General features: G+C 72.0%; 21 protein-coding genes. 7 read left to right on the top strand and 14 right to left on the bottom strand.

From position 1 onward, the window contains the following. Positions 1-51 precede the first annotated feature (51 nt). Both AB0I73_RS10540 and AB0I73_RS10545 read right to left on the bottom strand, forming a co-directional pair. Complete coding sequence (locus AB0I73_RS10540) at positions 52-1,674, bottom strand: glycoside hydrolase family 13 protein (protein WP_363036002.1); 1,623 nt, start codon at positions 1,672-1,674, stop codon at positions 52-54. 291 nt (positions 1,675-1,965) lie between these two features. Continuing rightward, entirely contained in the window at positions 1,966-3,240 is a 1,275-nt protein-coding gene (locus AB0I73_RS10545; protein ID WP_363035824.1) for an ABC transporter substrate-binding protein, read from the bottom strand. A 184-nt stretch (positions 3,241-3,424) separates the two neighbouring features. On the opposite strand from AB0I73_RS10545, the gene AB0I73_RS10550 reads away from it, so the two are divergent. Genes AB0I73_RS10550 through AB0I73_RS10560 form a run of 3 tightly spaced genes read left to right on the top strand, consistent with a single transcriptional unit; the run spans position 3,425 to position 7,023 of the window. Beyond that, positions 3,425-3,940 carry a PadR family transcriptional regulator gene (locus tag AB0I73_RS10550; RefSeq protein ID WP_363035826.1) on the top strand — a complete coding sequence of 172 codons (516 nt, stop codon included), beginning with the start codon at positions 3,425-3,427 and terminating at the stop codon, positions 3,938-3,940. Next, positions 3,937-4,686: an ABC transporter ATP-binding protein gene (locus tag AB0I73_RS10555; protein ID WP_363035828.1), complete on the top strand. Its 750-nt coding sequence runs from the start codon at positions 3,937-3,939 to the stop codon at positions 4,684-4,686. The genes AB0I73_RS10550 and AB0I73_RS10555 overlap by 4 nt, the downstream gene beginning before the upstream one ends. 54 nt (positions 4,687-4,740) lie before the next feature. Next, positions 4,741-7,023 (top strand): FtsX-like permease family protein, encoded by a 2,283-nt coding sequence (locus tag AB0I73_RS10560; RefSeq protein ID WP_363035830.1) that lies wholly within the window; start codon positions 4,741-4,743, stop codon positions 7,021-7,023. Positions 7,024-7,046: 23 nt separating this feature from the next. On the opposite strand, the gene AB0I73_RS10565 is transcribed toward AB0I73_RS10560, so the two are convergent. The 11 genes from AB0I73_RS10565 to uvrC all read right to left on the bottom strand — a co-directional run bounded on the left by AB0I73_RS10565 (position 7,047) and on the right by uvrC (position 19,570). After that, positions 7,047-7,991 (bottom strand): hypothetical protein, encoded by a 945-nt coding sequence (locus tag AB0I73_RS10565; RefSeq protein ID WP_363035832.1) that lies wholly within the window; start codon positions 7,989-7,991, stop codon positions 7,047-7,049. Positions 7,992-8,082: 91 nt separating this feature from the next. Continuing rightward, positions 8,083-9,738, bottom strand: a complete 1,656-nt coding sequence (gene pgi / locus AB0I73_RS10570) for a glucose-6-phosphate isomerase (protein ID WP_363035834.1) — start codon at positions 9,736-9,738, stop codon at positions 8,083-8,085. Positions 9,739-9,991: 253 nt separating this feature from the next. Further along, positions 9,992-10,327, bottom strand: coding sequence for an RNA polymerase-binding protein RbpA (locus AB0I73_RS10575; protein WP_078649359.1), 336 nt, complete (start codon positions 10,325-10,327; stop codon positions 9,992-9,994). Positions 10,328-10,548: 221 nt separating this feature from the next. Continuing rightward, positions 10,549-10,779, bottom strand: a complete 231-nt coding sequence (gene secG, locus AB0I73_RS10580; RefSeq protein ID WP_181383631.1) for a preprotein translocase subunit SecG — start codon at positions 10,777-10,779, stop codon at positions 10,549-10,551. Positions 10,780-10,892: 113 nt separating this feature from the next. After that, the gene (gene tpiA, locus AB0I73_RS10585; protein WP_219933638.1) at positions 10,893-11,648 is read right to left on the bottom strand and encodes a triose-phosphate isomerase; all 756 of its coding nucleotides are present in this window, start codon (positions 11,646-11,648) and stop codon (positions 10,893-10,895) included. 39 nt (positions 11,649-11,687) lie between these two features. Next, positions 11,688-12,899 carry a phosphoglycerate kinase gene (locus AB0I73_RS10590; RefSeq protein ID WP_363035836.1) on the bottom strand — a complete coding sequence of 404 codons (1,212 nt, stop codon included), beginning with the start codon at positions 12,897-12,899 and terminating at the stop codon, positions 11,688-11,690. A 148-nt stretch (positions 12,900-13,047) separates the two neighbouring features. Then, positions 13,048-14,055: a type I glyceraldehyde-3-phosphate dehydrogenase gene (gap, locus tag AB0I73_RS10595; RefSeq protein WP_109380029.1), complete on the bottom strand. Its 1,008-nt coding sequence runs from the start codon at positions 14,053-14,055 to the stop codon at positions 13,048-13,050. A 304-nt stretch (positions 14,056-14,359) separates the two neighbouring features. Beyond that, the gene (whiA, locus tag AB0I73_RS10600; RefSeq protein ID WP_279336663.1) at positions 14,360-15,349 is read right to left on the bottom strand and encodes a DNA-binding protein WhiA; all 990 of its coding nucleotides are present in this window, start codon (positions 15,347-15,349) and stop codon (positions 14,360-14,362) included. After that, entirely contained in the window at positions 15,340-16,410 is a 1,071-nt protein-coding gene (yvcK, locus tag AB0I73_RS10605) for a uridine diphosphate-N-acetylglucosamine-binding protein YvcK (RefSeq protein ID WP_363035839.1), read from the bottom strand. Before yvcK ends, whiA begins: the two co-directional genes overlap by 10 nt. Then, entirely contained in the window at positions 16,407-17,417 is a 1,011-nt protein-coding gene (gene rapZ / locus AB0I73_RS10610) for an RNase adapter RapZ (protein ID WP_363035841.1), read from the bottom strand. Before rapZ ends, yvcK begins: the two co-directional genes overlap by 4 nt. Further along, entirely contained in the window at positions 17,414-19,570 is a 2,157-nt protein-coding gene (gene uvrC, locus AB0I73_RS10615; protein WP_363035843.1) for an excinuclease ABC subunit UvrC, read from the bottom strand. Before uvrC ends, rapZ begins: the two co-directional genes overlap by 4 nt. Positions 19,571-19,734: 164 nt before the next feature. On the opposite strand from uvrC, the gene AB0I73_RS10620 reads away from it, so the two are divergent. Continuing rightward, positions 19,735-19,950 (top strand): hypothetical protein, encoded by a 216-nt coding sequence (locus AB0I73_RS10620; RefSeq protein ID WP_363035845.1) that lies wholly within the window; start codon positions 19,735-19,737, stop codon positions 19,948-19,950. 286 nt (positions 19,951-20,236) lie between these two features. Continuing rightward, entirely contained in the window at positions 20,237-21,184 is a 948-nt protein-coding gene (locus tag AB0I73_RS10625; RefSeq protein WP_363035847.1) for a hypothetical protein, read from the top strand. A gap of 31 nt (positions 21,185-21,215) precedes the next feature. On the opposite strand, the gene AB0I73_RS10630 is transcribed toward AB0I73_RS10625, so the two are convergent. Then, positions 21,216-21,635 (bottom strand): Rieske (2Fe-2S) protein, encoded by a 420-nt coding sequence (locus AB0I73_RS10630; RefSeq protein WP_363035849.1) that lies wholly within the window; start codon positions 21,633-21,635, stop codon positions 21,216-21,218. Positions 21,636-21,858: 223 nt separating this feature from the next. On the opposite strand from AB0I73_RS10630, the gene AB0I73_RS10635 reads away from it, so the two are divergent. Together AB0I73_RS10635 and AB0I73_RS10640 are read left to right on the top strand one after the other, a co-directional pair. Next, the gene (locus AB0I73_RS10635; protein WP_363035850.1) at positions 21,859-22,980 is read left to right on the top strand and encodes a LacI family DNA-binding transcriptional regulator; all 1,122 of its coding nucleotides are present in this window, start codon (positions 21,859-21,861) and stop codon (positions 22,978-22,980) included. Beyond that, on the top strand, positions 22,977-23,885 hold the full coding sequence (locus AB0I73_RS10640) for a carbohydrate kinase (RefSeq protein ID WP_363035852.1): 909 nt from the start codon (positions 22,977-22,979) through the stop codon (positions 23,883-23,885). Before AB0I73_RS10635 ends, AB0I73_RS10640 begins: the two co-directional genes overlap by 4 nt. Positions 23,886-23,940 lie beyond the last annotated feature (55 nt).

Genomic DNA, 23,940 nt, shown 5'->3' on the forward strand with positions numbered 1-23,940 from the left:
ATGTTCAGAAGTGCGTCCGGAAGACTTTCGGGTGCGTGAAGTGAGCGGGCGTCAGGAGTCGTCGATCCACCAGGCGGCCGTGGCACCGGGGAGGACTCCGTCCGGGCAGGGGCCGCTGGCCAGCAGCGGTGTGCCGGGGACCGGCGCGGGTACGGGGGCGGTGCCGAAGTTGACGGCGCACACCAGGCCGTCGCCGCGGACGAAGGCCAGGACGTCCGGTTCGGTCTCCAGCCAGCGCAGCGTGCCCTCGCCCAACTGGGGCAGCGTGGAGCGCAGTTGCAGACCGTCGCGGTACAGGTGCCAGAAGGAGCGGGTGTCGGCGAGGGCGCGGTCGGTGGCGTGTTCGGCGAACCACTCGGGCTGCGGCAGCCAGGGCGTGGCCCCCTCGGTGCCGGAGGTGAAGCCGAACGGGGAGGCCTGTCCCGACCAGGGCAGCGGCACCCGGCAGCCGTCGCGGATCCGAGCCCGGCTGCCGGTGCGGCGGAAGATCGGGTCGGTGAGCACCTCGTCGGGCAGGTCGACGACCTCGGGCAGGCCCAGCTCCTCGCCCTGGTAGACGTAGGCGGCGCCGGGCAGCGCCAGCATCAGCAGCGCGGCGGCGCGGGCCCGGGCGGGGCCGAGACCGCTGCCCTCGGGGGTGGGTTCGCCGTAGCGGGTGACGGTGCGGACCTGGTCGTGGTTGTTGAGGACCCAGGTGACGGTCGATCCGGTGCCGGCGATGTCCTGCATGGCCTCGGAGATGACCTTGCGGAAGGCGTCGGCGTCCCAGGGGGCGCCGAGCAGGTCGAAGAAGAAGGCCTGGTGGAGCTCGTCGGGGCGGACGTAGCGGGCGTGTTCGCGGGCGGTCGGCACGGAGACCTCGCCGACCAGGAGCCGTTCGCGGCCGTCGCGGGCGGTGTACTCCTCGCACACCGCGCGCCAGTGCCGCCACACGTCGTGCACCTCGGGCTGGTTCCAGGCCAGCGGGTTGACCGAGTCCCGGGTGCGGGCGTCGGCCTCCGGGTCCGGGGAGTCGGGCAGCTCCGGGTGCTTGAACAGGCCCGCGGCGACGTCGATGCGGAAGCCGTCGACGCCCCGGTCCAGCCAGAACCGCAGGGTCCGGTCGAAGTCGGCGGCGATCTCGGGGTTGCGCCAGTTCCAGTCCGGCTGTTCGGGCGTGAACATGTGCAGGTACCACTGGCCGGGCCGGCCGTCCGGCTCGGTGACGCGGCTCCAGGCGGGCCCGCCGAACATGGCGTGCCAGTTGTTGGGCGGTTCGGCGCCGTCGGGGCCACGGCCGTCGGTGAAGTGGAAACGGGCGCGTTCCGGGCTGCCGGGGGCCGCGGCGAGTGCCTCGCGGAACCAGGGGTGCTCGCTGGAGCAGTGGTTGGGGACGACGTCCAGCAGCACCTTGATGCCGAGCCGCCGGGCGGCCCCGACCAGCAGGTCGAACTCGGCGAGGTCGCCGAAGACCGGGTCGACGTCGCGGTAGTCGGCCACGTCGTAGCCGTGGTCGTGCTGCGGCGAGGGGTAGAAGGGGCTCAGCCAGATCCCGTCCACGCCGAGCTTCTTCAGGTAGGGCAGGCCCGCCCTGACCCCGGCGAGATCGCCGATGCCGTCACCGGTGCTGTCCAGGAAGCTGCGGACGTACACCTGGTAGATCACTGCGTCGCGCCACCAGCGGTGGGTTTCGATGTGCTTGGAGCTCACCGCGTCGACCTGTCTGTGCGTGCGGAGACCCGGGACTCCCGGGCCGACGGCGCCGTCGCCGTTATGCATGCATGTTAGGTAGGTACGTCGTGAGGGTGTCAATGAACGAACGCAACCTGTCGGGCACTTACCGCGGATGAATGCCTACCTATCAGGGCACATCGGGCACAGTTGAGACATCCGCGTTACTTAACGGGTAACTAGAGGCAGCCGGTTGGGGTGCGAGATCCGGGGTGGCCGCGGAGCGGCGGTCCGGGGAGGGGTCCGAAGGACCGTCTAGCGCGTGGAGACGGCGGCGAGTTCGCGCGCCAGCCGCCGCACCGCCGCACCGGGCGTCTGCCGCCCGGCCATCGCGTCGTGCACCACCGCCTGCACGACCAGGCTCACCTGGTCGTAGTGCGGGCTCTTGGGGCGCGGGGCGGCGGCGAGCACGCTCTCGCGCAGCGTCGGCAGATAGGGGAACCGCCGGATCAGTTCCGGATCGTCGTACAGCGCGGCCCGTACGGGCGGCAGCGCGCCCCGGGTGATGACCTGGCGCTGGACGCCCTCGCTGGTGAGGTACGCGATCAGCCGTGCGGCGGAGTCGGGGTGCCGCGCATGGGTGGCGACGGCCAGGTTGGAGCCCCCCAGGACGCTCGTTCCCGGCCCGTCCGGCCCCGGCAGCGGTACGGCACCGACCTTCCCGGCGACCGCGGAGTCCTCGGCGGACGCGGCGACGTAGGCGTAGGGCCAGTTGCGCAGGAAGAGCAGCCGGCCGTCCTGGAAGGCCTGCTTGGACTCCTCCTCCTTGTACGTCAGCGCCTCCTCCGGGATCCAGCCCTCGCTGACCCCGCGGGCGAGGAACCCGATGCCCTCGCGGGCCGCCCGGGAGTTCACCGTGACGCGCTCGCCCTCGTCACCGAGGATGGTGCCGCCCGCCGAGTAGACGGCCTCGGCCGCGTTGACGGTCAGGCCCTCGTAGGGCAGGAACTGGCCCGCGTAACCGTCGAGGCCGTGCCGCGGGGCGAGGGTCTTCGCGGCCCGCTCCAGTTCGACCCAGGTGCGCGGAGGCGCCACGCCCTCCGCGTCGAGGACGTCCTTGCGGTACAGCAGCAGACCCGCGTTGGTCACGTACGGGACGGCGTACAGCCGGTCGTCGTAGGTCGCGGTGTCCACCACGCGCGGCAGGAACGTGTCCAGCGGGAAGCGGTCGCGCGGCAGCGGGCGGATCCAGCCGGCCGCGGCGAACTCCGAGGTCCAGCTGACGTCGATGTTGAGCACGTCGAAGCGGCCGCGGCCGGCGCCGCGCAGCTCGGTGATCATCTGCGCGCGGGTCTCGTCGGCCGAGTCGGGCAGTTCGACGAGGGTGACCTCCTCGCCGGGGTGGGTGCGGTTCCAGCCCTCGAGCAGCGGGCCGAGATAGCCGGTGAGGTCCCCGGCGGTGGCCAGGGTGAGCGGACCGCGACCGCCGGCGGGAGCGGCCTGCTCGGCCCGCGCACCGGAGGCCACGCCCACGGTCAGGAGCACGGCGAGGACGAGGAGGCCCCTACCCGCGGCATGGATCCACCGCATAGGTTCCTCCCTGTGCACCGGCACCCGGGCACCCTTGCCGGGGTCAGAGGCCATGTATACCTGTTAGGTATGGGCGATACTAGGGCCCGCGACACATTGCGCCGGGTGAGACCTCTCGCCGGGCGGGACGCCCGGCATCAGGCACGTGGCACACGGCACGAAGGACGCGGGGAGGAGAGCACGAGTGCGGCAGTCCCTCCTGGCCCTGCTCGCCCGCGGTCCGGCCCACGGCTACGAGCTCAAGCAGGACCTTGAGCAACTGCTGGGCGCCGCGTACCCTCAGCCGAACGTCGGCCAGATCTACGTCACCCTGGGCCGCCTCGAGAAGTCGGGGCTGATCGAGGGCGAGGACGTCGAGCAGTCCAGCCGGCCCAACAAGAAGGTCTACCACCTCACCGACGCCGGGCGGGAGGCGCTGCGCGCCTGGTTCGAGGAGACCGCGAACGAACCACGGGTGCGGGACGAGTTCTTCATGAAGCTGGCCCTCGCACCGCAGAGCGGGCTCGCCGACCAGATCGCCCTGATCAACCGGCAGCGGCGCCAGTACCTGAACACCATGCGGCAGTTGTCGAAGCTGGCCGCCGCCGAAGACCGGGACAACCGGGTCGCCCAGCTGCTGATCGAGGGCGCGATGCTGCACCTGCAGGCCGACCTCGACTGGCTGGAGCGGTGCCAGGAAGAGCTGGAGGAGCTGGAGTGAGCGAGAGTACCGCTCCCGTGCTGCGCGCCGAAGGCCTCGTCAAGACGCACCACGGAGAGGGAGCCCCGGCGCACGCGGTGCGCGGGGTCGACCTGCGGGTGAGGCGCGGCGAGTTCGTGGCGGTGACCGGGCCGTCCGGCGCCGGCAAGTCGACCCTGCTGCATCTGCTCGGCGGGCTCCAGCGGCCCGACTCCGGCAGCATCTGGCTGGACGGCGAGCGCACCGATGCCTACAGCGAGGCACGCTGGGCGGTGGAGCGCAGGAAGCGCATCGGGATCGTCTTCCAGTTCTTCAACCTCGTCTCCGACCTGTCGGTCGCCGACAACGTGGAACTGCCGGCCCTGCTCGCCGGGACACCGCCGAAGAAGGCCCGTGCCGAGCGGGAGGAACTGCTGGCCGAGCTGGGCCTGACCGGCAAGGAGCGGAGCATGCCCGGCGAGCTGTCCGGCGGTGAGCAGCAGCGGGTCGCGCTGGCCCGTGCCCTGGTCAACCATCCGCCGCTGCTGCTCGCCGACGAACCCGCGGGCAGCCTGGACAGCAAGGGCACCCGCGAGGTGATGCGGCTGCTGTCCCGCTTCCACCGGCGAGGCCAGACGATCCTGCTGGTCACCCATGACGCCCGGCTGGCGAGCGCCGCCGACCGGGTGATCAGTTTCTTCGACGGGCGGATCGCCGACGACGCGGAACTCGACGGAGCGCCCTCACGCGGCCGGGGCATCTCCGGGGTGCTGGAGCTCAAGGACTGACATGCGGGTGTACGACGGTCCGGGCGTCCGGCGTGAGCGAAGGGGCTGACACCAGTGCGAGCGACCCTGCGCTGGGCGCACTCCGATCTGCGCACGCACCGCGGTGAGGCGCTGTTCCTGGTCCTCGCCACCGCGGGCGTCGTCGCCTCCCTGCTGCTGGCCACGGCCCTGTTCGGGTACGCGACCAACCCCTGGCAGCGGATCTTCACCCAGGCGCGCGGCGCCCACGTCACGCTGCACACCACCGCCCCGGCCGACGCCGCGAAGCTGGCCGGCCTGGACGGCGTGGAGTCCGTCGCCGGCCCCTACCCCACCGCCGCCGTCACCCTCGCCGCCCGCGGCAGCCGTGCCTCCGCCGAACTGCGCGGCACCGCCGAACAGCCCGGCACCGGCCGCCCGCTGATCACCTCGGGGCGCTGGCTGGACCCCGGCACCCCCGACGGCGTGGTCCTGGAGGGCAGTCTCGCCCGTGCCCTGCTCACCACGCCGGGCGACACCCTCACCGTGCCCGGCACCGCGCGGACCCTGACCGTGGTGGGCGTGGCCGACAGCGCCGAGCCGCGCTACCGGCCGGGGGAACAGCCCGGCCTGGTGTGGGCGCTGCCGTCGGCCGTGACCGACCCCGACGGGCAGGTGACCGGGCTGCGGCTGACCGACCCCGCCGACACCGGGTACGCGGTGCAGCGGGCGGTGACGGTACTGGGCGCGGGCGCCATCGGCGAGGTCTCCACCTGGCAGCAGGCACGGGCCGAGGCGCAGGGCGACAACCGGCTGCTCGGCCAGGTGCTGGGGCTGTTCGGTCTGGGCGCGCTGGTCGCCGCCGGTTTCGCCGTGCACGGGGCGATCAGCACCCGGATCCGGGGGCATCTGCGGGACATCTCCGTCCTCAAGGCGATCGGCTTCACCCCGGGACAGGTCGTCCGCGTCTTCCTGCTCCAGCATCTCGGCTACGCCCTGCTGGGTGCCGTGGCCGCCGCCGCGCTGACCGAGGCGCTGGGCAGCGGCATACCCGGGCGGCTCGGGGAAGCGGTCGGCGTGTGGCAGGGGCTGCCCGGACACACCCTGGCGCTGTTCGTGGTGCCCGTGGGGGCGGTGCTGTTCATCGGCGCCACCACCGGGCTCGCGGCGTGGCGGGCGGGCCGGGTGCCGCCGGTGCCGGTGCCGCGGCCGGCGGCGCCCGAGGCGGGCGGGTTGGCGGGCGTGGCGCGGCGGGCGCTCGGGGCACGGGTGCCGCCCGCACTGGTCCTCGGCTGGCACAAGGCGTTCACCCGCCGCCGGCGTGCGCTGGGCACGGTGGCCAGGCTGACCCTGCCGCTGCTGCTGATCGTGGTGGCGCTGAGCGCGTGGACCACCATCGACCGCTTCCAGGGCAGCCCGGAGCGGATGGGGCTGCCCACCGCGCTCAGTGTCCGTGCGGACACCTCGCTCAGTGACGGGGAGGCCCGCGCCCTGCTGGAGCGCGATCCGCAGGTCGCCGCCGCCCACCCGGGCGTCGAGGTGGCCGCCCTGGTGCCCGGCCAGACCGCCACGATCGCCCTGCGCGGCTACGGCACCCACCAGGAGCCGTACCCGTTCGCCCTGGCCGAGGGCCGCGCGGCGCGCGGACCCGACGAGGCGGTGGCCGGGCAGGGGCTGCTCGACCTGCTGCACGTCCAGGTCGGCGACTGGGTGCGCATGACCGTCGGCGACCGGCCGCAGATCCTGCACATCGTCGGTCGCAGCATCGAACCGGAGAACGCAGGCCGGACCATCTCCACCTCGCTCGACACCCTCCGCGGCAACGACCCCGACCTGCGGCCGACCCTCTACCAGCTCCAGCTGGACCCCGGCGCGGACCCGCGGGCCGTCGCCGACCGGCTGACCGGGGCCGGGGACGGCCTGCTCGACGTGCACACCGTGACCAACCCGGCCGACGGGCTGTCCCCGTTGCGCGCGGTCGTCCTCGGTCTGATCGCCGTCCTCGCCCTGATCGGGCTGATCGAACTGCTCACCGCGATCGGCGGCACGGTCCGCGAGGGCGAACGGGACCTGCTCGCGCTCAAGGCCATCGGCCTCTCCCCGCGGCAGATCACCGCGATCACGGTCACCGCCACCGCCGGTACGGCGCTGGCCGCCGTGCTCGTCGCGCTGGCCCTGGGGCTGCCGTTGGCGCACTGGCTGATCGACGAACAGGGCAGGTCGAGCGGCATCGGCGCCGGAATCGCCCAGGGGCCCTCCCCCGCGCTCCTGCTGCTGCTGGGCGCCGCCGCCGTGCTGGGCGCCGCCGCCCTGGCCGCCCTCCCCGCCGCCCGCGCGGCCCGCCGCCGCCTCGCGGACACGCTGAGCGCGGTGGCCTGACGCCGGTGCCGGGCCCCGGCCGGTCAGCCTCCGTAGGGGTGACGCCGCGGGGGGTACGACGGCTGCGGGGGCGGCGGGGCGTACGGGTGCCGCGGGCCGGGCGCGTACGGGTTGCCACCCGGCGCGGGCGGGTGCGGGTGGCTGTAGGGGTTCCCCCGCGGCGGTACGTGCGGCAGCCCGGCCGGCGGCGTCGGCGGCATCGGCGGGGTGGTGCCGGGGGCGGGCGGAAGGCCTGCCGGGTGGGTGCCGAGCCGGATGCCGTAGTGCCGCCTGAGACGGCTCGTCTCCAGCAGCGCGATGGCCGTGACGGTGACCGGGGCGCCCAGGATGAAGACGACGCCCATGGTGAGGCTGAGCCCGTGCAGATCACCGGTGACCAGGTCGGGGACGGCCATCAGCCAGCTGGTGACGGTGGCGAGCAGGGCCGGCAGCGAACGGTGCACGGCGGCCGTGCCGAAGAAGTTGCCGGAGACCCGCACGGCACCCCAGACCACGAAGACGACCATCCACAGCAGCACCCCGGCGGTGACCAGGGACAGCAGCACGCCCCCCGAGGTGCCCGACCTCTGCGCCAGCAGGACCAGCGCCACCACGCAGCCGATGAACAGCAGGAGCAGCTTGAGGGAGTTGAGCAGCGGGGCCCGCAACTGCCGTACGGTACCGGTGCGCCGCCAGACGAGGAGCATCACGCCGACCGTGAGCGGGGTGAGGACCAGCAGGACCGCGGAGGCGGTCATCGTGTTCTCCAGCAGCTCCGTGAAGTCGAAACCGCCCTGGACGAAGGTGTAGACACCGAGCGACGCGACCACCCCGGCGACGACCCGCATGCGTTTGAGCCGCTCGATGGACGGATCGAGCGAGTCCGGTATCCACGCGGGGTGGAACAGCACCCGGGCGATCTTGTGGGGCTTCAGGAAGGACCCGGCTGTCAGCCTGCCGCCCGTCCAACTACCGCTTGTACGTACCACTTCGTGTTCCCCCGCGAGCACCCGTCTGCATGATCGCCGGGGATTCTACGGGAAGCGGACGGCGCCCTGCCGTCCGCTTCCCGCACCGTGCTCACCGCCGTCCGCGCAGCTCCCGGTAGGTGGCGACCAGGGCCTGGGTGGAGGCGTCCAGGCCCGGCACGTCGGCGCCCTCGGTGAGCGCGGGCTCGACGCGCTTGGCGAGCACCTTGCCCAGTTCGACGCCCCACTGGTCGAAGGAGTCGATGTTCCAGATCGCGCCCTGCACGAACACCTTGTGCTCGTAGAGGGCGACGAGCTGACCGAGGACGGACGGCGTCAGCTCACGCGCGAGGATGGTGGTCGTGGGGTGGTCGCCCTTGAAGGTCTTGTGCGGCACCAGTTCCTCGGGCACGCCCTCGCTCCGCACCTCGTCCGGGGTCTTGCCGAACGCCAGGGCCTGCGTCTGGGCGAAGAAGTTGGCCATCAGCAGGTCGTGCTGCGCCTTCAGGTCGTCGCTCAGCTCGGCGACCGGCTCGGCGAAGCCGATGAAGTCCGCCGGGATCAGCTTCGTGCCCTGGTGGATCAGCTGGTAGTAGGCGTGCTGCCCGTTGGTGCCGGGCGTGCCCCAGACGACGGGGCCGGTCTGCCACTGGACCTCGCGCCCGTCCCGGCCGACGTACTTGCCGTTGGACTCCATGTCGAGCTGCTGGAGATAGGCGGTGAACTTCGACAGGTAGTGCGAGTACGGCAGCACCGCGTGCGACTGGGCACCCAGGAAGTTGCCGTACCAGACCCCCAACAGGCCCAGCAGGAGGGGCACGTTGGACTCGGCGGGAGCCGTCCGGAAGTGCTCGTCGACGAGCCGGAACCCGTCGAGCATCTCCCGGAAGCGGTCCGGCCCGATGGCGATCATCAGGGACAGGCCGATCGCCGAGTCGTACGAGTAGCGCCCGCCGACCCAGTCCCAGAACTCGAACATGTTGGCCGTGTCGATGCCGAAGTCGGCGACCTTCTCCGCGTTCGTCGACAGGGCGACGAAGTGCTTGGCGACGGCGGCCTCGTCCCCGCCCAGCGCGTTCAGCAGCCAGGTCCGGGCGGAGGTGGCGTTGGTGACCGTCTCGATGGTGGTGAAGGTCTTGGACGCGATGATGAACAGCGTCTCGGCCGGGTCCAGGTCGCGGGTGGCCTCGTGCAGGTCGGCGCCGTCCACGTTGGACACGAAGCGGACCGTGAGGTCGCGGTCGGTGTAGGCGCGCAGCGCCTCGTACGCCATCGCGGGGCCGAGGTCCGAGCCGCCGATGCCGATGTTGACCACGGTGCGGATGCGCTTGCCGGTGTGGCCGATCCACTCCCCGGAGCGGACTCGGTCCGCGAAGTCGGCCATCTTGTCGAGGACCTCGTGCACACCCGGTACGACGTTCTCCCCGTCGACCTCGATCACCGCGTCCCGCGGCGCCCGGAGCGCGGTGTGCAGCACGGCCCGGTCCTCGGTGGTGTTGATCCGCTCACCGCGGAACATGGCGTCGCGCAGTCCGAACACGTCGGTGGCCGAGGCCAGTTCGCGCAACAGCCGGAGGGTCTCGTCGGTGACGAGGTGCTTGGAGTAGTCGATGTACAGGTCACCGACCCTGAGGGTGTACGCGGTGCCGCGGTCGGGACCGGCGGCGAACACCTCGCGCAACCGCACGTCCCCGAGCTGCTCCCGGTGCTTGGCCAGTGCGGTCCACTCGGGGGTCTGGTCGAGCCTGGTACGGCCGTCTGCGTTCATCTCGGACTCAGCCTTCTTCCTTGCTGCATGTGCTGCGTATCCGCCCCGCTGCCGGTTCCAACCTAACGGAGCAGCGGTGGACGTAGCCTGTCGTGCCGCCGTCGTGGGACACGACAACAGATACGGCCGTCCGGCCTCCGGGTATCAGCACGGCGACGGGCGGGACGGCGGGCGGGGGCGCGGGCAGGAGGAAGAAGCCGGCCGTGAACAGCGCGACCGACCGTTGGTGCGACTGCGGTGACTACCGCAACTGTCAGATCTCGCCACGCAGTTTGGCGAGCGCCTCGGCGAGGATCGCCTCACCGTCCGCGTCGCTGCGCCGCTCGCGCACATAGGCGAGGTGCGTCTTGTACGGCTCGGTGCGGGGCGGGTCCGGGGGGTTCTCACGGTCCTGACCGGCCGGAAAGCCACAGCGGGGGCAGTCCCAGGTATCGGGCACCTGCGCGTCGCTCGCGAAGCTCGGCTGGGTCTCGTGCCCGTTGGAGCACCAGAAGGAGATGCGCAGCCGCGGCGCGGACTCACCGCGCTCGGCCTCGCCCATCGGCCCCGCCCCGACCCGGCTTCCCCGGATCGCGTTGCCACTTGCCACGGTCGTAACTCCCTGCGTGATGGTGCGGCGAAACGAGTCGGCGTTCCGCTTCGCTGCGAGCGCCTCAGTCTACGTAAGGCCCAACGCGCGTCCAGTCATTGGAGTTACCGCTCCCCCATCCAGACGCAAGCCCCATGATAGGCCGCGCTGTGCTGCGCGTACCGGACATGGGGCCTTACGCGGGGAATGCGTACCCGATGCGTACGGATCGTTCTCCCGGGTCAGCTGTTCGTCTTCATCATGATGCCCAGCACGATGATGCACGCGACCCAGAGCAGACCCACCACGAGGGTGATCCGGTCGAGGTTGCGCTCGGCGACCGAGGAGCCGCCGACGGAGGACTGCATGCCGCCACCGAACATGTCGGAGAGGCCGCCGCCCTTTCCCTTGTGCATCAGCACCAGCAGCATCAGCAACAGGCTGAAGACGATCAGGGCGATCGAGAACCCCAGAACCACGGCTGGACCAACTTCCTCGGATTCGGATGGACGACGCGGGGTCCAGTACAGGACTGGACCCCGCAAGGGTACGACGGATCGCCGCTAGCGCATACTCACTGCTCGGCTCACTGGTCGCGGAACCGGACGATCTTGACGAACTCGTCCGCGTCCAGCGAGGCACCGCCGACCAGGGCGCCGTCGATGTCGGCCTGCGCCATGATCTCGGCGACGTTGCCGGACTTGACCGAGCCGCCGTACTGGATGCGGACCTGGTCGGCGACGTCCTGCGAGTACAGCTCGGCGAGCTTGCCGCGGATGGCGGCGCAGACCTCCTGGGCGTCCCCGGCGCCGCAGACCTTGCCGGTGCCGATGGCCCAGACGGGCTCGTAGGCGATCACGACGGACTCGGCCTGCTCGGCGGGGAGGTCCTTCAGACCGCCCTCGACCTGGGCGAGGGTGTGGGCGACGTGGTTGCCGGCCTCGCGGACGGACAGTTCCTCGCCGACGCACAGGATCGGGGTGATGCCGTGCTTGAACGCGGCCTTGACCTTGGCGTTCACCAGTTCGTCGGTCTCGCCGTGGTACTGCCTGCGCTCGGAGTGCCCGACCGCCACGTACGTGCACTTCAGCTTGGACAGCATCGGGCCGGAGATCTCGCCGGTGTAGGCGCCGCCGTCGTGCGCCGAGATGTCCTGGGCGCCGTACTTGATCTTCAGCTTGTCGCCGTCGACGAGGGTCTGGACGGAGCGCAGGTCGGTGAAGGGCGGCAGGACGGCGACCTCGACGGCCTCGTAGTCCGTGTCGGCCAGGGCGAAGGCGAGCTTCTGGACGTGGGCGATGGCCTCGAGGTGGTTGAGGTTCATCTTCCAGTTGCCCGCCATCAGCGGCGTGCGGCCTTTTTCAGCAGCGGTCATTGAGGGTCAGTCCTCCAGTGCGGCGAGGCCGGGGAGCGTCTTGCCCTCGAGGTATTCGAGGGAGGCGCCGCCTCCGGTCGAGATGTGGCCGAATGCCTTTTCGTCGAAGCCCAGGATGCGTACGGCCGCGGCGGAGTCGCCGCCGCCGACCACGGTGAAGCCCGGGGAGTCGAGAAGGGCCTGGGCGACCGCCTTGGTGCCCTCGGCGTAGTCGGGGTGCTCGAAGACGCCCATGGGGCCGTTCCAGAAGACGGTGGCCGCGTCGGCGAGCTTCGAGGCGTACAGGGTGCGGGTCTCGGGGCCGATGTCCAGGCCCTCCTGGTCGGCCGGGATGGCGTCCGCGGCAACGGTGGCGGGGTGGGCCGGCGCCTTGGTCTTCAGGTCCGGGAACTCCCCGGCGACCAGCGTGTCGACCGGCAGGACCAGCTCGACGCCGGTCTTCTCGGCGCGCTCCAGGTACTCCCGGACGGCCGGGATCTGGTCCTCCTGCAGCAGCGACTTGCCGATCTCGTGGCCCTTGGCCTTGAGGAAGGTGTACGCCATGCCGCCGCCGATGAGGATGCGGTCGGCCTTGCCGAGCAGTTCGTCGATGACGGCGAGCTTGTCGGAGACCTTGGCACCGCCGAGGGCCACCACGTAGGGTCGCTCGACCTCGTCGGTGAGCTTCTTCAGGACGCCGACCTCGGTGGCGATGAGGAAGCCCGCGGCGTGCGGCAGGCGCGCCGGGAGGTCGTACACGGACGCGTGCTTGCGGTGCACCGCGCCAAAGCCGTCGCCCACGTAGAGGTCGGCGAGCGCGGCGAGCCGGTCGGCGAAGGCCCCGCGCTCGGCGTCGTCCTTGGCTGTCTCGCCGGCGTTGAAGCGCAGGTTCTCGAGGACCGCGACCTGTCCGTCGGCGAGGCCCGCGACGGTGGCGGTGGCGGAGTCGCCGACCGTGTCCGTCGCGAACGCCACGTCCGCGCCGAGGAGTTCACCGAGGCGCGCGGCGGCCGGGGCGAGCGAGAAGGCGGGGTCCGGGGCGCCCTTGGGGCGGCCCAGGTGCGAGGCGACGACCACGCGGGCGCCCGCGTCGGCGAGTGCCTCGACGGTGGGCAGCACGGCGCGGATGCGGCCGTCGTCGGTGATGGTGGTGCCGTCCAGCGGCACGTTGAGGTCGGCGCGGACGAAGACCCGCCTGCCCGCGACCCCTTCGGAGAGGAGTTCGTCGATCGTCTTCATGAGGGGACTCCTGGAGAAGAGCTGAAGAGAGCTTGTGTTCGCTCGTGATCGGAAGAGGTCGACCCCTCCGATACGTGCGTCAGGGCTCGGACAGCGCTGTGGCGCGCCGGCCGAGCCCTGCACTCATATCAGGCGGTCTGCTCCACGATCAGAGCTGGTTGCCGACGAAGACCGTGAGGTCGACGAGGCGGTTGGAGTAACCCCACTCATTGTCGTACCAGCCGATGATCTTCACGCTCTTGCCGTCCTGGACCATGGTCAGGGACGAGTCGAACGTGCAGGACACCGGGGCGTTGACGATGTCGGAGGAGACGATCGGGTCCTCGGTGTACTCGAGGAGGCCCTTGAGCTCGCCCTCCGCGGCCTTCTGGAAGGCGGCGTTGACCTCTTCCTTGGTGACCTCGCGGCTGAGCTCGACGACCAGGTCGGTGACCGAGCCGGTCGGGACCGGGACGCGCATCGCGATGCCGTCCAGCTTGCCCTTGAGTTGCGGCAGCACCAGGGCGGTGGCCTTCGCGGCGCCGGTGGTCGTCGGGATGATGTTCTCGGCGGCGGCACGGGCGCGGCGCAGGTCCTTGTGCGGGAAGTCCAGGATGCGCTGGTCGTTCGTGTACGCGTGCACCGTCGTCATCAGGCCCTTGACGATGCCGAAGTTCTCGTCGAGCACCTTCGCCATCGGCGCCACACAGTTGGTGGTGCAGGAGGCGTTGGAGATGACGTGGTGGTTCGCCGGGTCGTACTTGTCCTGGTTGACGCCCATCACGATGGTGACGTCCTCATCCTTGGCCGGAGCCGAGATGATGACCTTCTTGGCGCCGCCGGCGATGTGCTTCTCGGCGTCCGCCTTCTTGGTGAAGATGCCGGTCGACTCGATGACGACGTCGACGCCCAGCTCGCCCCACGGGATGTCCGCGGGGTTGCGCTCCGAGAGCACCTTGATCGTCTTGCCGTCCACGGTGATCGTGTCGGCGGTGTGGGAGACCTCCTGCTTGAGGCGCCCCAGGATGGTGTCGTACTTCAGCAGGTGGGCAGTGGTCGCGGTGTCACCCAGGTCGTTGACCGCCACGATCTCGATGTCTGCGCCCTGCTCGAGCAATGCGCGGAAGTAGTTCCGACCGATGCGGCCAAACCCGTTGATGCCTACGCGGATCGTCACGAACCGATCTCCTCGTTGGTGCGCCGGCTCAAGTCGCCGGCGAGCTGTATGGGATGTCCCCGACCACCCCCGACCCTACCTCTCCGGGGCCCCGGTCGTGACATTGAGTCCACGCATACCCGGCACGACGCCCTTTATCCGCCAGTAGTGCACGGACCGCCCAGCCCGGTGCGCCTCGTCGGACCCGCCACCGGGGCCCCGCGGTCCCCTCCGGCTCGACCGGAAACCTCCGGGCCCCCTTGACGACCGCCGACCTGCCGTGCACACGTCCGTCGCCGGTCGGTCGATCGGTCGGGGGGGGAGGTCAGCCGACGAGGTTGTCGGCGAGCTCCTCGCCGATGTTGGCCTCCGTGCCCGGGATGCCGAGGTCGGCGGCGCGCTTGTCCGCCATGGCGAGCAGCCTGCGGATCCGCCCGGCGACGGCGTCCTTGGTCAGCGGCGGGTCGGCGAGCGCGCCCAGTTCCTCCAGGGAGGCCTGCTTGTGCTCCATGCGCAGCCGGCCGGCCGCGGCGAGGTGCTCCGGGACGTCGTCGGCGAGGATCTCCAGGGCGCGCTGCACCCGGGCACCGGCGGCGACGGCCGCGCGGGCCGAGCGGCGCAGGTTGGCGTCGTCGAAGTTGGCCAGCCGGTTCGCCGTGGCGCGCACCTCGCGGCGCATCCGGCGCTCCTCCCAGGCCAGCACCGAGTCGTGGGCGCCGAGTCGGGTGAGCAGGGCACCGATCGCGTCGCCGTCGCGGACCACGACCCGGTCCACGCCGCGCACCTCGCGGGCCTTGGCCCCGATCGACAGCCGACGGGCGGCGCCGACCAGGGCGAGCGCCGCCTCGGGGCCGGGGCAGGTCACCTCCAGGGAGGAGGAGCGGCCCGGCTCGGTGAGGGAGCCGTGCGCCAGGAAGGCCCCGCGCCAGGCCGCCTCGGCGTCGCAGGTGGCCCCCGAGACCACCTGCGGGGGCAGGCCGCGGATCGGGCGGCCCCGGCCGTCCACCAGGCCGGTCTGGCGGGCCAGCTGGTCGCCGCCCGCGACCACCCGGACGACGTAGCGCGAACCGCGGCGCAGCCCGCCCGGTGCCATCACGATCAGTTCGGAGCTGTGGCCGAAGATCTCCAGGACGTCCCGCTTGAGGCGGCGGGCGGCCATCGCCGTGTCCAGCTCCGCCTCGATCACGATGCGCCCGCTCACCAGGTGAAGGCCGCCGGCGAACCGCAGCATGGCGGAGACCTCCGCCTTCCTGCAGCAGGTCCGGGTGACGGGGAGCCGGGAAACCTCGTCCTTCACCGCTGCCGTCATCGCCATGGGCCGATCCTTCCATGCATCCGAAAAATACGGTCGTACGCGGCGGCCAGCAGCTCCGGGTCGTGCCGGGGGCTTCCGTCGGGCCGGGCCACCGGTGCCAGCTCGACCGCGGCGCCGCCGAACCCCTTCGCGGCCTCGGTCAGCACTTCGCGGTCGGGTACGGCGGCCTCGTCGGCCAACACCACGTCCAGGGCGAGTTTAGGGGCGTGTCGCCCCAAAACCTCCAAATGACGCTGCGGGGAGAAGCCCTCGGTTTCTCCGGGCTGCGGGGCGAGGTTCAGGGAGAGCACCCGGCGCGCCTTCGTCTCGACGAGCGCCTCCAGCAGTTCGGGCACCAGGAGGTGCGGGATGACCGAGGAGAACCAGGAACCGGGGCCGAGCACCACCCAGTCGGCGTCGAGGACCGCCGCGACCGCCTCGGGGACGGCGGGTGGGTCGTTCGGCACGAGGTGCACGGACTGCACCTCGCCGGGGGTGAGGGCGACGGTCGCCTGGCCCCGGACGGTGTCCACGGCGTCCGGACGCTCGGGGTCGTGCCCCTTGACCAGCGCCTGGAGTTCCAGCGGCACGGCGGACATGGGCAGCACGCGCCCGTGCGCGCCGAGCAGCCGGCCGACCAGGTCCAGGGCCTGGACGTGGTCGCCGAGCTGCTCCCACAGGGCGACGATCAGCAGGTTGCCGACCGCGTGCTCGTGCAGGTCGCCCTTGGACTGGAAGCGGTGCTGGATGACCCGGGCCCAGGTCTGGCCCCAGTCGTCGTCGCCGCACAGCGCGGCCAGCGCCTTGCGCAGATCGCCGGGCGGCAGCACGCCCAGTTCGTCGCGCAGCCGCCCGCTGGATCCGCCGTCGTCGGCCACGGTGACGACGGCGGTGAGGTCGCCGGTGATCCGGCGCAGCGCGGCGAGCGAAGCGGACAGTCCCATGCCGCCGCCGAGGGCCACCACCTTGGGCTGGGTGCCACGGCGTCGCGGCTTGGCCCCACGCGCCTCGACCGGCCGGCCGGGGCGGCCTTCGGGCTGCGCCCGGCGCAACCGGTGCAGCCGCGGAGTACGTGCTGTCATTCCCGGCCCATGTCCCGGTGGACGACCACCGTCTCCACGCCCTCCGCGGCGAGGCGGGCGGCGAGCTTCTCCGACATGGCGACCGAACGGTGCTTGCCACCGGTGCAGCCGACGGCGATGGTCACGTAGCGCTTGCCCTCCCGGCGGTAGCCCGCGGCGATCAGCCGCAGCAGCTCGGCGTACCGGTCGAGGAACTCCTTGGCGCCGGGCTGGTTGAAGACGTACGCGGCCACCTCCTCGTTCCGGCCGGTGAAGGGGCGCAGCTCGGGGACCCAGTGCGGGTTGGGCAGGAACCGCATGTCCACCACCAGGTCGGCGTCGACCGGGAGGCCGTACTTGAAGCCGAAGGACATCACGGTGGCCCGCAGCTCGGGCTCCTCGTCACCGGCGAACTGGGCGTCCATCTTGGCGCGCAGCTCGTGCACGTTGAGGCTGGAGGTGTCGATCACCAGATCGGCGTCGCCGCGCAGTTCGCGCAGCAGTTCCCGCTCGGCGGCGATGCCGTCGACGATGCGGCCGTCGCCCTGGAGGGGGTGCGGGCGGCGCACCGACTCGAAGCGGCGCACCAGGGCTTCCTCGGAGGACTCCAGGAACACGATCCGCCGGGTGACGCCCCGGGTGTCGAGGTCGGCGAGCGACTCGCGGAGGTTGTCGAAGAAGCGCCGGCCGCGGACGTCGACGACGACCGCGATCCGGGCCACATTGCCCTGGGAACGGGCGCCGAGCTCCACCATGGTGGGGATCAGCGCGGGCGGGAGGTTGTCGACGACGAACCAGCCCAGGTCCTCCAGACACTTCGCGGCCGTGGAACGGCCGGCCCCGGACATGCCGGAGATGATCACCAGCTCGGGGATCGCCGCCTCGGAGGCCCCGGCCTTTTCCTTGCCCGTACTCACCTGTGCTCCGTCGTCCTGACGCGTTTCGTCGTGTGTGCCCCGGCCCGCGTCCTGTGCGGCGTCACGGGGTGTGTCATGGCCTGTGTTCCGGCGTGTCTCGTGCTCGGTCATCTCTCCAGCCCCCGTCGGTCGTCCGGGGCGCCCGCGGGCACGGGCTCCCCGGGGGAACCCGGCGTCTTCCCGGGTTCTTCCACGTCATCCATGATCTCGCCCGTCGCGGTGTTCACGGCGGGGGCGGCCGGGGCCGCCCCGGCTAGGGCCGCGGCGATCACCTCGGCCGTTTTGCGACCTATACCCGGAACCTCACAGATCTGCTCGATCGTCGCCGAGCGAAGCTTCTTCACCGACCCGAAGTGCTTGATCAGTGCCTGCTTGCGGGTGTCGCCGAGGCCCGGCACATCGTCCAGCGGACCGGACCGGAAGCGTTTGGCCCGCTTGACCCGCTGATAACCGATGGCGAAGCGGTGGGCCTCGTCCCGGACGCGCTGGAGCAGGTAGAGGCCCTCACTGGTGCGGGGCAGCACCACCGGGTCGTCGTCGTCCGGCAGCCACACCTCCTCCAGCCGCTTGGCGAGGCCGCACACGGCGATGTCGTCGATGCCGAGCTCGTCCAGGGCCCTGCGGGCCGCCGCCACCTGGGGGGCGCCGCCGTCGACGACCACGAGCTGGGGCGGGTAGGCGAAGCGCTTGGGGCGGCCGTCGTCCTCGGTGAGCGTGCTCGCGGACGGTTCACCGGGGCCGGCGGCGGGGGTGCCGTCCGCTCCGTCGGTCACGCCGGTGGCCGCCCCGGTGCCGTCGGTGACCCCGGTGCCGTCGGTCATGCCGTCGGTCGCCCCGGTGCCGTCGGTCCACTCGCCGGTCCTCTCCTTGTCGGCGAGGTAGCGCCGGAAGCGGCGGGTGATCACCTCGTGCATGGAGCGGACGTCGTCCTGGCCGGCGAAGCTCTTGATCTGGAAGCGGCGGTACTCGCTCTTGCGGGCCAGCCCGTCCTCGAAGACGACCATGGAGGCCACGACGTCGTCGCCCTGGAGGTGCGAGATGTCGTAGCACTCGATCCGCAGCGGGGCACTGTCCAGGCCGAGGGCGTCGGCGATCTCCTCCAGCGCGCGCGAGCGCGTGGTGAGGTCGGAGGCGCGCCTGGTCTTGTGCAGGGCGAGGGCCTGCTGGGCGTTGCGCTGCACGGTCTCCATCAGGGCCCGCTTGTCCCCGCGCTGCGGGACCCGCAGGGAGACGCCCGACCCGCGCCGCCCGGTGAGCCACTCCTGGACCGGCTCCACCGGGTCGGGCAGCGCGGGGACCAGGACCTCCCGCGGCACGGCGTCGCCGGTCTCCTCGCCGTACAGCTGCTGCAGGGCGTGTTCCACGAGGGCGCCGGTGGTGATCTCCTCCACCTTGTCGGTGACCCAGCCGCGCTGGCCGCGCACGCGTCCGCCGCGGACGTGGAAGATCTGGACGGCCGCCTCCAGCTCGTCCTCGGCGACCGCGATCAGGTCGGCGTCGGTCGCGTCGGCGAGCACGACGGCGCTCTTCTCCATGGCCTTCTTCAGGGCGCCGATGTCGTCACGCAGCCGGGCGGCCCGCTCGTACTCCATGTCCTCGGCCGCCTCGGTCATCCGCTGCTCCAGGCGGCGCAGATGGGTGCCGGTGCGGCCGGCCATGAAGTCGCAGAACTCCCCGGCGAGCTCGCGGTGCTCCTCGGCGGAGACCCGGCCCACGCAGGGCGCCGAGCACTTGCCGATGTAGCCGAGCAGGCAGGGGCGGCCGGTGCGGGCGGCGTTCCTGAACACACCGGCCGAGCAGGTGCGCACCGGGAAGACCCGCAGCAGCAGGTCCACGGTGTCACGGATCGCCCAGGCGTGCCCGTACGGACCGAAGTACCGGACGCCCTTCTTCTTGTGACCCCGCATCACCTGCACGCGCGGGAACTCCTCGTTCATCGTCACCGCGAGGTACGGGTAGCTCTTGTCGTCGCGGTACTTGACGTTGAACCGGGGGTCGTACTCCTTGATCCAGGAGTACTCCAGCTGGAGCGCCTCGACCTCCGTGGACACCACCGTCCACTCCACGGAGGCGGCCGTGGTGACCATGGTGCGGGTGCGCGGGTGGAGTCCGGCGAGGTCCTGGAAGTAGTTCGCCAGGCGCTGGCGCAGGCTCTTCGCCTTTCCGACGTAGATCACCCGGCGGTGCTCGTCGCGGAACCGGTAGACCCCCGGCGAGTCGGGGATCTCACCCGGTTTGGGGCGGTAGCTGGAGGGGTCGGCCATGTCTCACACCCTACTGGCGGAGACCGACACCGGGGCGGGGCCGCGGAGCCACCGGCCGGGCGTCGCTCCGGAAGGTTACGGCCGCCGGGAAGCGGGAAGGGGGGAGGTCCGGCCTGATGACAGGCCGCAGGACGGGACGCGGTCACGAGTCGGAGGCTGGTCGAATGCGACAGACGCGACGGACACAGATCGAGAAACGACGGCTGCCGGCCCGCGCGCGCCGGTACGCGGACGAGACGGCTCCACTTCTCGATTCCTTCGATTCCTTCGACTCCTTCGACTCCCTCGGCCCCTTCGACCCGCGCGATCCCGCCATCGTGCGCGCCAAGCGCCTGCGCGCGCGCCTTGCGGACGACCACGGACGAACCGGCCGCTCCTAGGGGGCTCGGCCGCGGCGGAGCCGCAGCTCAGGGGCCGTACCGACCTTCGGGTCCGGTACGGCCCCTGAGCTGTGTGCTCCGCGCGTACATACCGTGCGGGTGCGCCTCTGTTGGGCATCAGGTGTTGTCGGGAATTGGTCAACACGCTTCAATGCGGGGGAACTCGGGGCCCTGAACGACGGCGTACGGATGTGAACGCTCCGCCGCGCCGACGGGGGGCGGACCCGGGGTGCCCCGAGCGAACGGTCTGACCAGCCGTTGTGGACATTCAGAGAAAGGCCCCTGCATGCCGCACGCCACACCGCACACGGACACCACCACCGCGGAACTGGACTCGGTCCTGCGTGGCGGGCCCTTCCATGTCGCCCTGCGGGCCGCGATAGCCGCCCGCGGACTGCCACTGCAGCGTGTGCAGCACCACCTGTCGCGCCACGGCGTGAAGGTGGGCGTCACCAGCCTCAGTTACTGGCAGCAGGGCGCCCGCCGCCCGCAGCGCCCCGAGTCGCTGCGCGCCGTACGGGCCCTGGAGGAGATTCTGCAGTTGCCGGAGGAGTCGCTGATCCGCCTGCTCGCGGATTCCGGCGACCGGACGGCGGACCGCGGCCCGGCGGGCCGCTCCTACCGCTCACTGGTGGAGGCCTCGGGCGTCCTGGCGGGGCTGCTGGCCGAGCTCGGCGTCACGCGGGACAACGGGCTGCACACCCTGGCGCACCACGAGCGGGTCCTGATCGGGGCACACCGCGAGCTCGCGGAGCGCGAGTCGCACCACATCGTGCGCGCCCACCGGGACGGCGTCGACCGCTTCGTGGCCGTCCACCACGGCGACCCCGGTTCCGCGCCGGCCCGGATGACCGTGCACGCCCTGGAGAACTGCCGCACCGGCCGGATCCGCCTCCAGCAGGACACCGGCGTGCTCGCGGCCGAGCTGCTCTTCGACACCCGGCTGCGGGCCGGTGACACGTTCCTCTTCCGCTACGCCGTCGAGGACGGCACGGCCGGCGTCTCACGGGAGTACGTGCACGGGGCGGACTCCCCCGGCGGCCAGTACGCGCTCCAGGTGTGCTTCGACGCCGGGGTGCTGCCCGCGCGCTGCCACCGGTTCACCCAGCACTCCGCGGCGGCACCGCGCGGCGGTCACCAGGAGCTGGCGGTGAGCGACCTGCACCGTTCGGTGCACCTGGTCGAACCGCGGCTGCGGTCGGGGTACGTGGGGATCGGCTGGGACTGGGACTGAGGCCGGGCGGGGACCGGGCCGGGCGGCTCGGTCAGGCCTGCGGGCCGGCGACGATCGTGCCGTTCCGCACGTCCACGGAGAGCGGTGTCAGCGGCGCCACCGCGGGCTCGCGCAGCACCTTGCCGGTGGTGGCGTCGAACTCGCTGCCGTGGCAGGGGCAGATCAGCTTCGTCCCCTCCAGCTTGCCGATGGCGCAACTCGCGTGCGTGCAGACGGTGCTGTAGGCCGTGAAGGAGTCGTCCGCGCCCCGGCTGACGACGATGTTGTGGTCCCGGAACAACTTGGTGCTCCCCGGAGCGATCTCGCTCTCCGCGCCGAGCTCGACGGGCCCGGTCGGCGGCGCGGGCCTCTCCTCGGGGGCCCCGCAGGCGGTGAGGCCGAGTCCGGCGACTGAAGTGAGGGCCACGCCTCTGAGGACGGTACGACGGCTCGCGGCGGGTCGGCCGGGCATGGGAACTCCACTGGTCGGACGGTTGTACGAGGTCGACCATACCGGGGGCGGTCGTTCCGGTTTTCGGGCGGGGAGCGGGTGAGCCGCCCGGCGGGCGGGCTTCCGGCGCCGGACGTAAACGTTTACGCAAGCGTTTACGTCCGGCGCCGGATGGGATACCTTCCTCGTCACGGTGGAGCGGGGACGGCCGGCAGCCGGTACACGGAACGGGAAGGGGCGGGCGATGGCGACCATGACGGACGTGGCGCGGAGCGCCGGTGTCTCGGTCGCGACCGTCTCGCACGTCCTGAACGGCACCCGGCCGGTGCTCCCGCACACGCGCCAGGCGGTCCTGGACGCCGTGGAGGAGCTCGGCTACACCCCGAACACCCTGGCCCGCTCGCTGGTCACCTCCCGCACCCGCTCGATCGGGCTCGCGGTGTCGGCGATCAGCAACCCGTACTTCACCGAGATCCTCCAGGGTGTCGAGGCGGCTGCCCTGGAGAGCGGCTACAGCCTGCTCATCGCCGACCCGCACGACGACCCGGAGCACGAGCGCAAGGTCGTCCAGCTGCTGCACGAGCGCCGGGTGGAAGGCATGATCGTCGCGCCTTCCGCGCATCCGCGCGAGCTCCTCGCCTACCTCGGGCGTCACCGGGTGCCGGCCGTGTTCCTCGACCGGGTGGTCGAGGACCCGGGGGACGGCGGCCCGCGCTTCGACCAGGTCTGCGCCGAGAGCGCGGAGCCCGTGGCCCGCCTGATCACGCACCTCGCCGGACTCGGTCACCGCCGGATCGCCCTGGTGGCGGGGCTGCCGGGGCTCAGCACCACGTCCGAGCGGATCAGCGGGTACCGGCACGGCCTCGAGGGCGCGGGGCTGCCGTTCGACGAACGGCTCCTGGTGCACGGCGACTCCGAGTCGGACGGCGCCGAACGGGCCACCGGTGCCCTGCTGTCCCTCGACGCTCCCCCGACCGCGCTGGTCACCGCCAACAACGCCATGACGATCGGCACGCTGCGCGCCCTGCGCGCCCACGGTCTCTCGGTGCCCGAGGACATCGCGCTGTGCTGCTTCGACGACTTCGCCTGGGCGGACCTGTTCTCGCCCCGGCTCACCGCGATCGCCCAGCCCAGCAGGGAGATCGGCGCCCGGGCCGTCCAGGTGCTCCTGGACCGTCTCGCCGCGCCGGACCGACCCGCGCGGACGGTACGGCTGCCCTGCGCCTTCGTGCACCGCACTTCCTGCGGCTGCCCGGACCGGCCGGAGCAGCGCGCACGGCCCCCGCAGCCGCCACGGACACGGCGGCCCGAGCAGAAGACCCAGCAGTCCGAGAACCAGCGGCCCGAGAAAGGGAGCCCCTCGTGATCGTCGTAGCCGGTGAGGCACTGATCGACCTGGTACCGCGGGGCGCGGGTGCGCTCGCGGCACTGACCCCGGCGCTCGGCGGCGGCCCCTTCAACACGGCGGTGGCGCTGGGCCGTCTCGGCTCGCCCGCCGCGTTCTGCTCCCGGGTGTCCCGCGACGCCTTCGGCGAGGCGCTGCTGGACCGGCTGCGCGGGACCGGCGTGGAGGTCTCGGCGGTGCAGCGGGGCGACGAACCGACGACACTCGCCGTCGCCACGGTCGGCGCGGACGGCTCCGCGGCCTACTCGTTCTACGTGGAGGGGACCGCGGACCGGTTGTTCACAGCGCCCCGGGCGTTGCCGCCCGGTACCCGCGCGGTGTCCTTCGGCACCTGCTCGCTCGTGCTGGAGCCGGGGGCGAGCGCGTACGAGGAGCTGATGCGCGCCGCTCACGCGCGCGGCGTGTTCACGACGCTGGATCCCAACATCCGGCCGGGGCTGGTTCCGGACGCCGACGCCCACCGGGCCCGGTTCAGGAGGTGGCTGCCGTCGGTGTCGCTGCTGAAGCTGTCGGAGGAGGACGCCCGGTGGCTCGGCGGCACTCCCGAGGAGTGGCTGGCGGCCGGTCCGGCGGCGGTCGTGGTCACCCGGGGCGGTGACGGGCTGACCGCCTTCACCCGGGACGGCGGCGAGTACTCCGTGCCGGGTGAGCCGGTCGAGGTGGTGGACACGATCGGCGCGGGCGACACGGTCAACGCGGCGCTGCTGCACGGCCTGGCGACCCGGGACGCGCTCAGCGAGCGGGGGACGTCCGCTCTGGGCGCGGACGGTTGGAAGGACGTGCTCGGTTTCGCGGCCCGCGCGGCGGCGATCACCTGCTCACGCGCGGGCGCGGAACCCCCGTACGCCCACGAACTGGCGGGCTGAGCGCACCGTCCGAGCCGTCGGTCCGTGCCGTCGCGCGGTGCCCCGCGGGACGTTC

Source organism: Streptomyces sp. NPDC050388 (genome assembly GCF_040655635.1).
Lineage (GTDB): Bacteria > Actinomycetota > Actinomycetes > Streptomycetales > Streptomycetaceae > Streptomyces.

Bases quoted from the DNA above. Each gene is read 5' to 3' on its own strand.
- AB0I73_RS10625 (WP_363035847.1), top strand. From the start codon at position 20,237: ATGCCGCACGCCACACCGCACACGGACACCACCACCGCGGAACTGGAC.
- tpiA (WP_219933638.1), bottom strand. From the start codon at position 11,648: ATGGCGGGCAACTGGAAGATGAACCTCAACCACCTCGAGGCCATCGCC.
- yvcK (WP_363035839.1), bottom strand. From the start codon at position 16,410: ATGACAGCACGTACTCCGCGGCTGCACCGGTTGCGCCGGGCGCAGCCC.
- pgi (WP_363035834.1), bottom strand. From the start codon at position 9,738: ATGAACGCAGACGGCCGTACCAGGCTCGACCAGACCCCCGAGTGGACC.
- AB0I73_RS10545 (WP_363035824.1), bottom strand. From the start codon at position 3,240: ATGCGGTGGATCCATGCCGCGGGTAGGGGCCTCCTCGTCCTCGCCGTG.
- whiA (WP_279336663.1), bottom strand. From the start codon at position 15,349: ATGGCGATGACGGCAGCGGTGAAGGACGAGGTTTCCCGGCTCCCCGTC.
- AB0I73_RS10630 (WP_363035849.1), bottom strand. From the start codon at position 21,635: ATGCCCGGCCGACCCGCCGCGAGCCGTCGTACCGTCCTCAGAGGCGTG.
- AB0I73_RS10590 (WP_363035836.1), bottom strand. From the start codon at position 12,899: ATGAAGACGATCGACGAACTCCTCTCCGAAGGGGTCGCGGGCAGGCGG.
- AB0I73_RS10620 (WP_363035845.1), top strand. From the start codon at position 19,735: ATGCGACAGACGCGACGGACACAGATCGAGAAACGACGGCTGCCGGCC.
- uvrC (WP_363035843.1), bottom strand. From the start codon at position 19,570: ATGGCCGACCCCTCCAGCTACCGCCCCAAACCGGGTGAGATCCCCGAC.
- AB0I73_RS10635 (WP_363035850.1), top strand. From the start codon at position 21,859: ATGGCGACCATGACGGACGTGGCGCGGAGCGCCGGTGTCTCGGTCGCG.
- rapZ (WP_363035841.1), bottom strand. From the start codon at position 17,417: ATGACCGAGCACGAGACACGCCGGAACACAGGCCATGACACACCCCGT.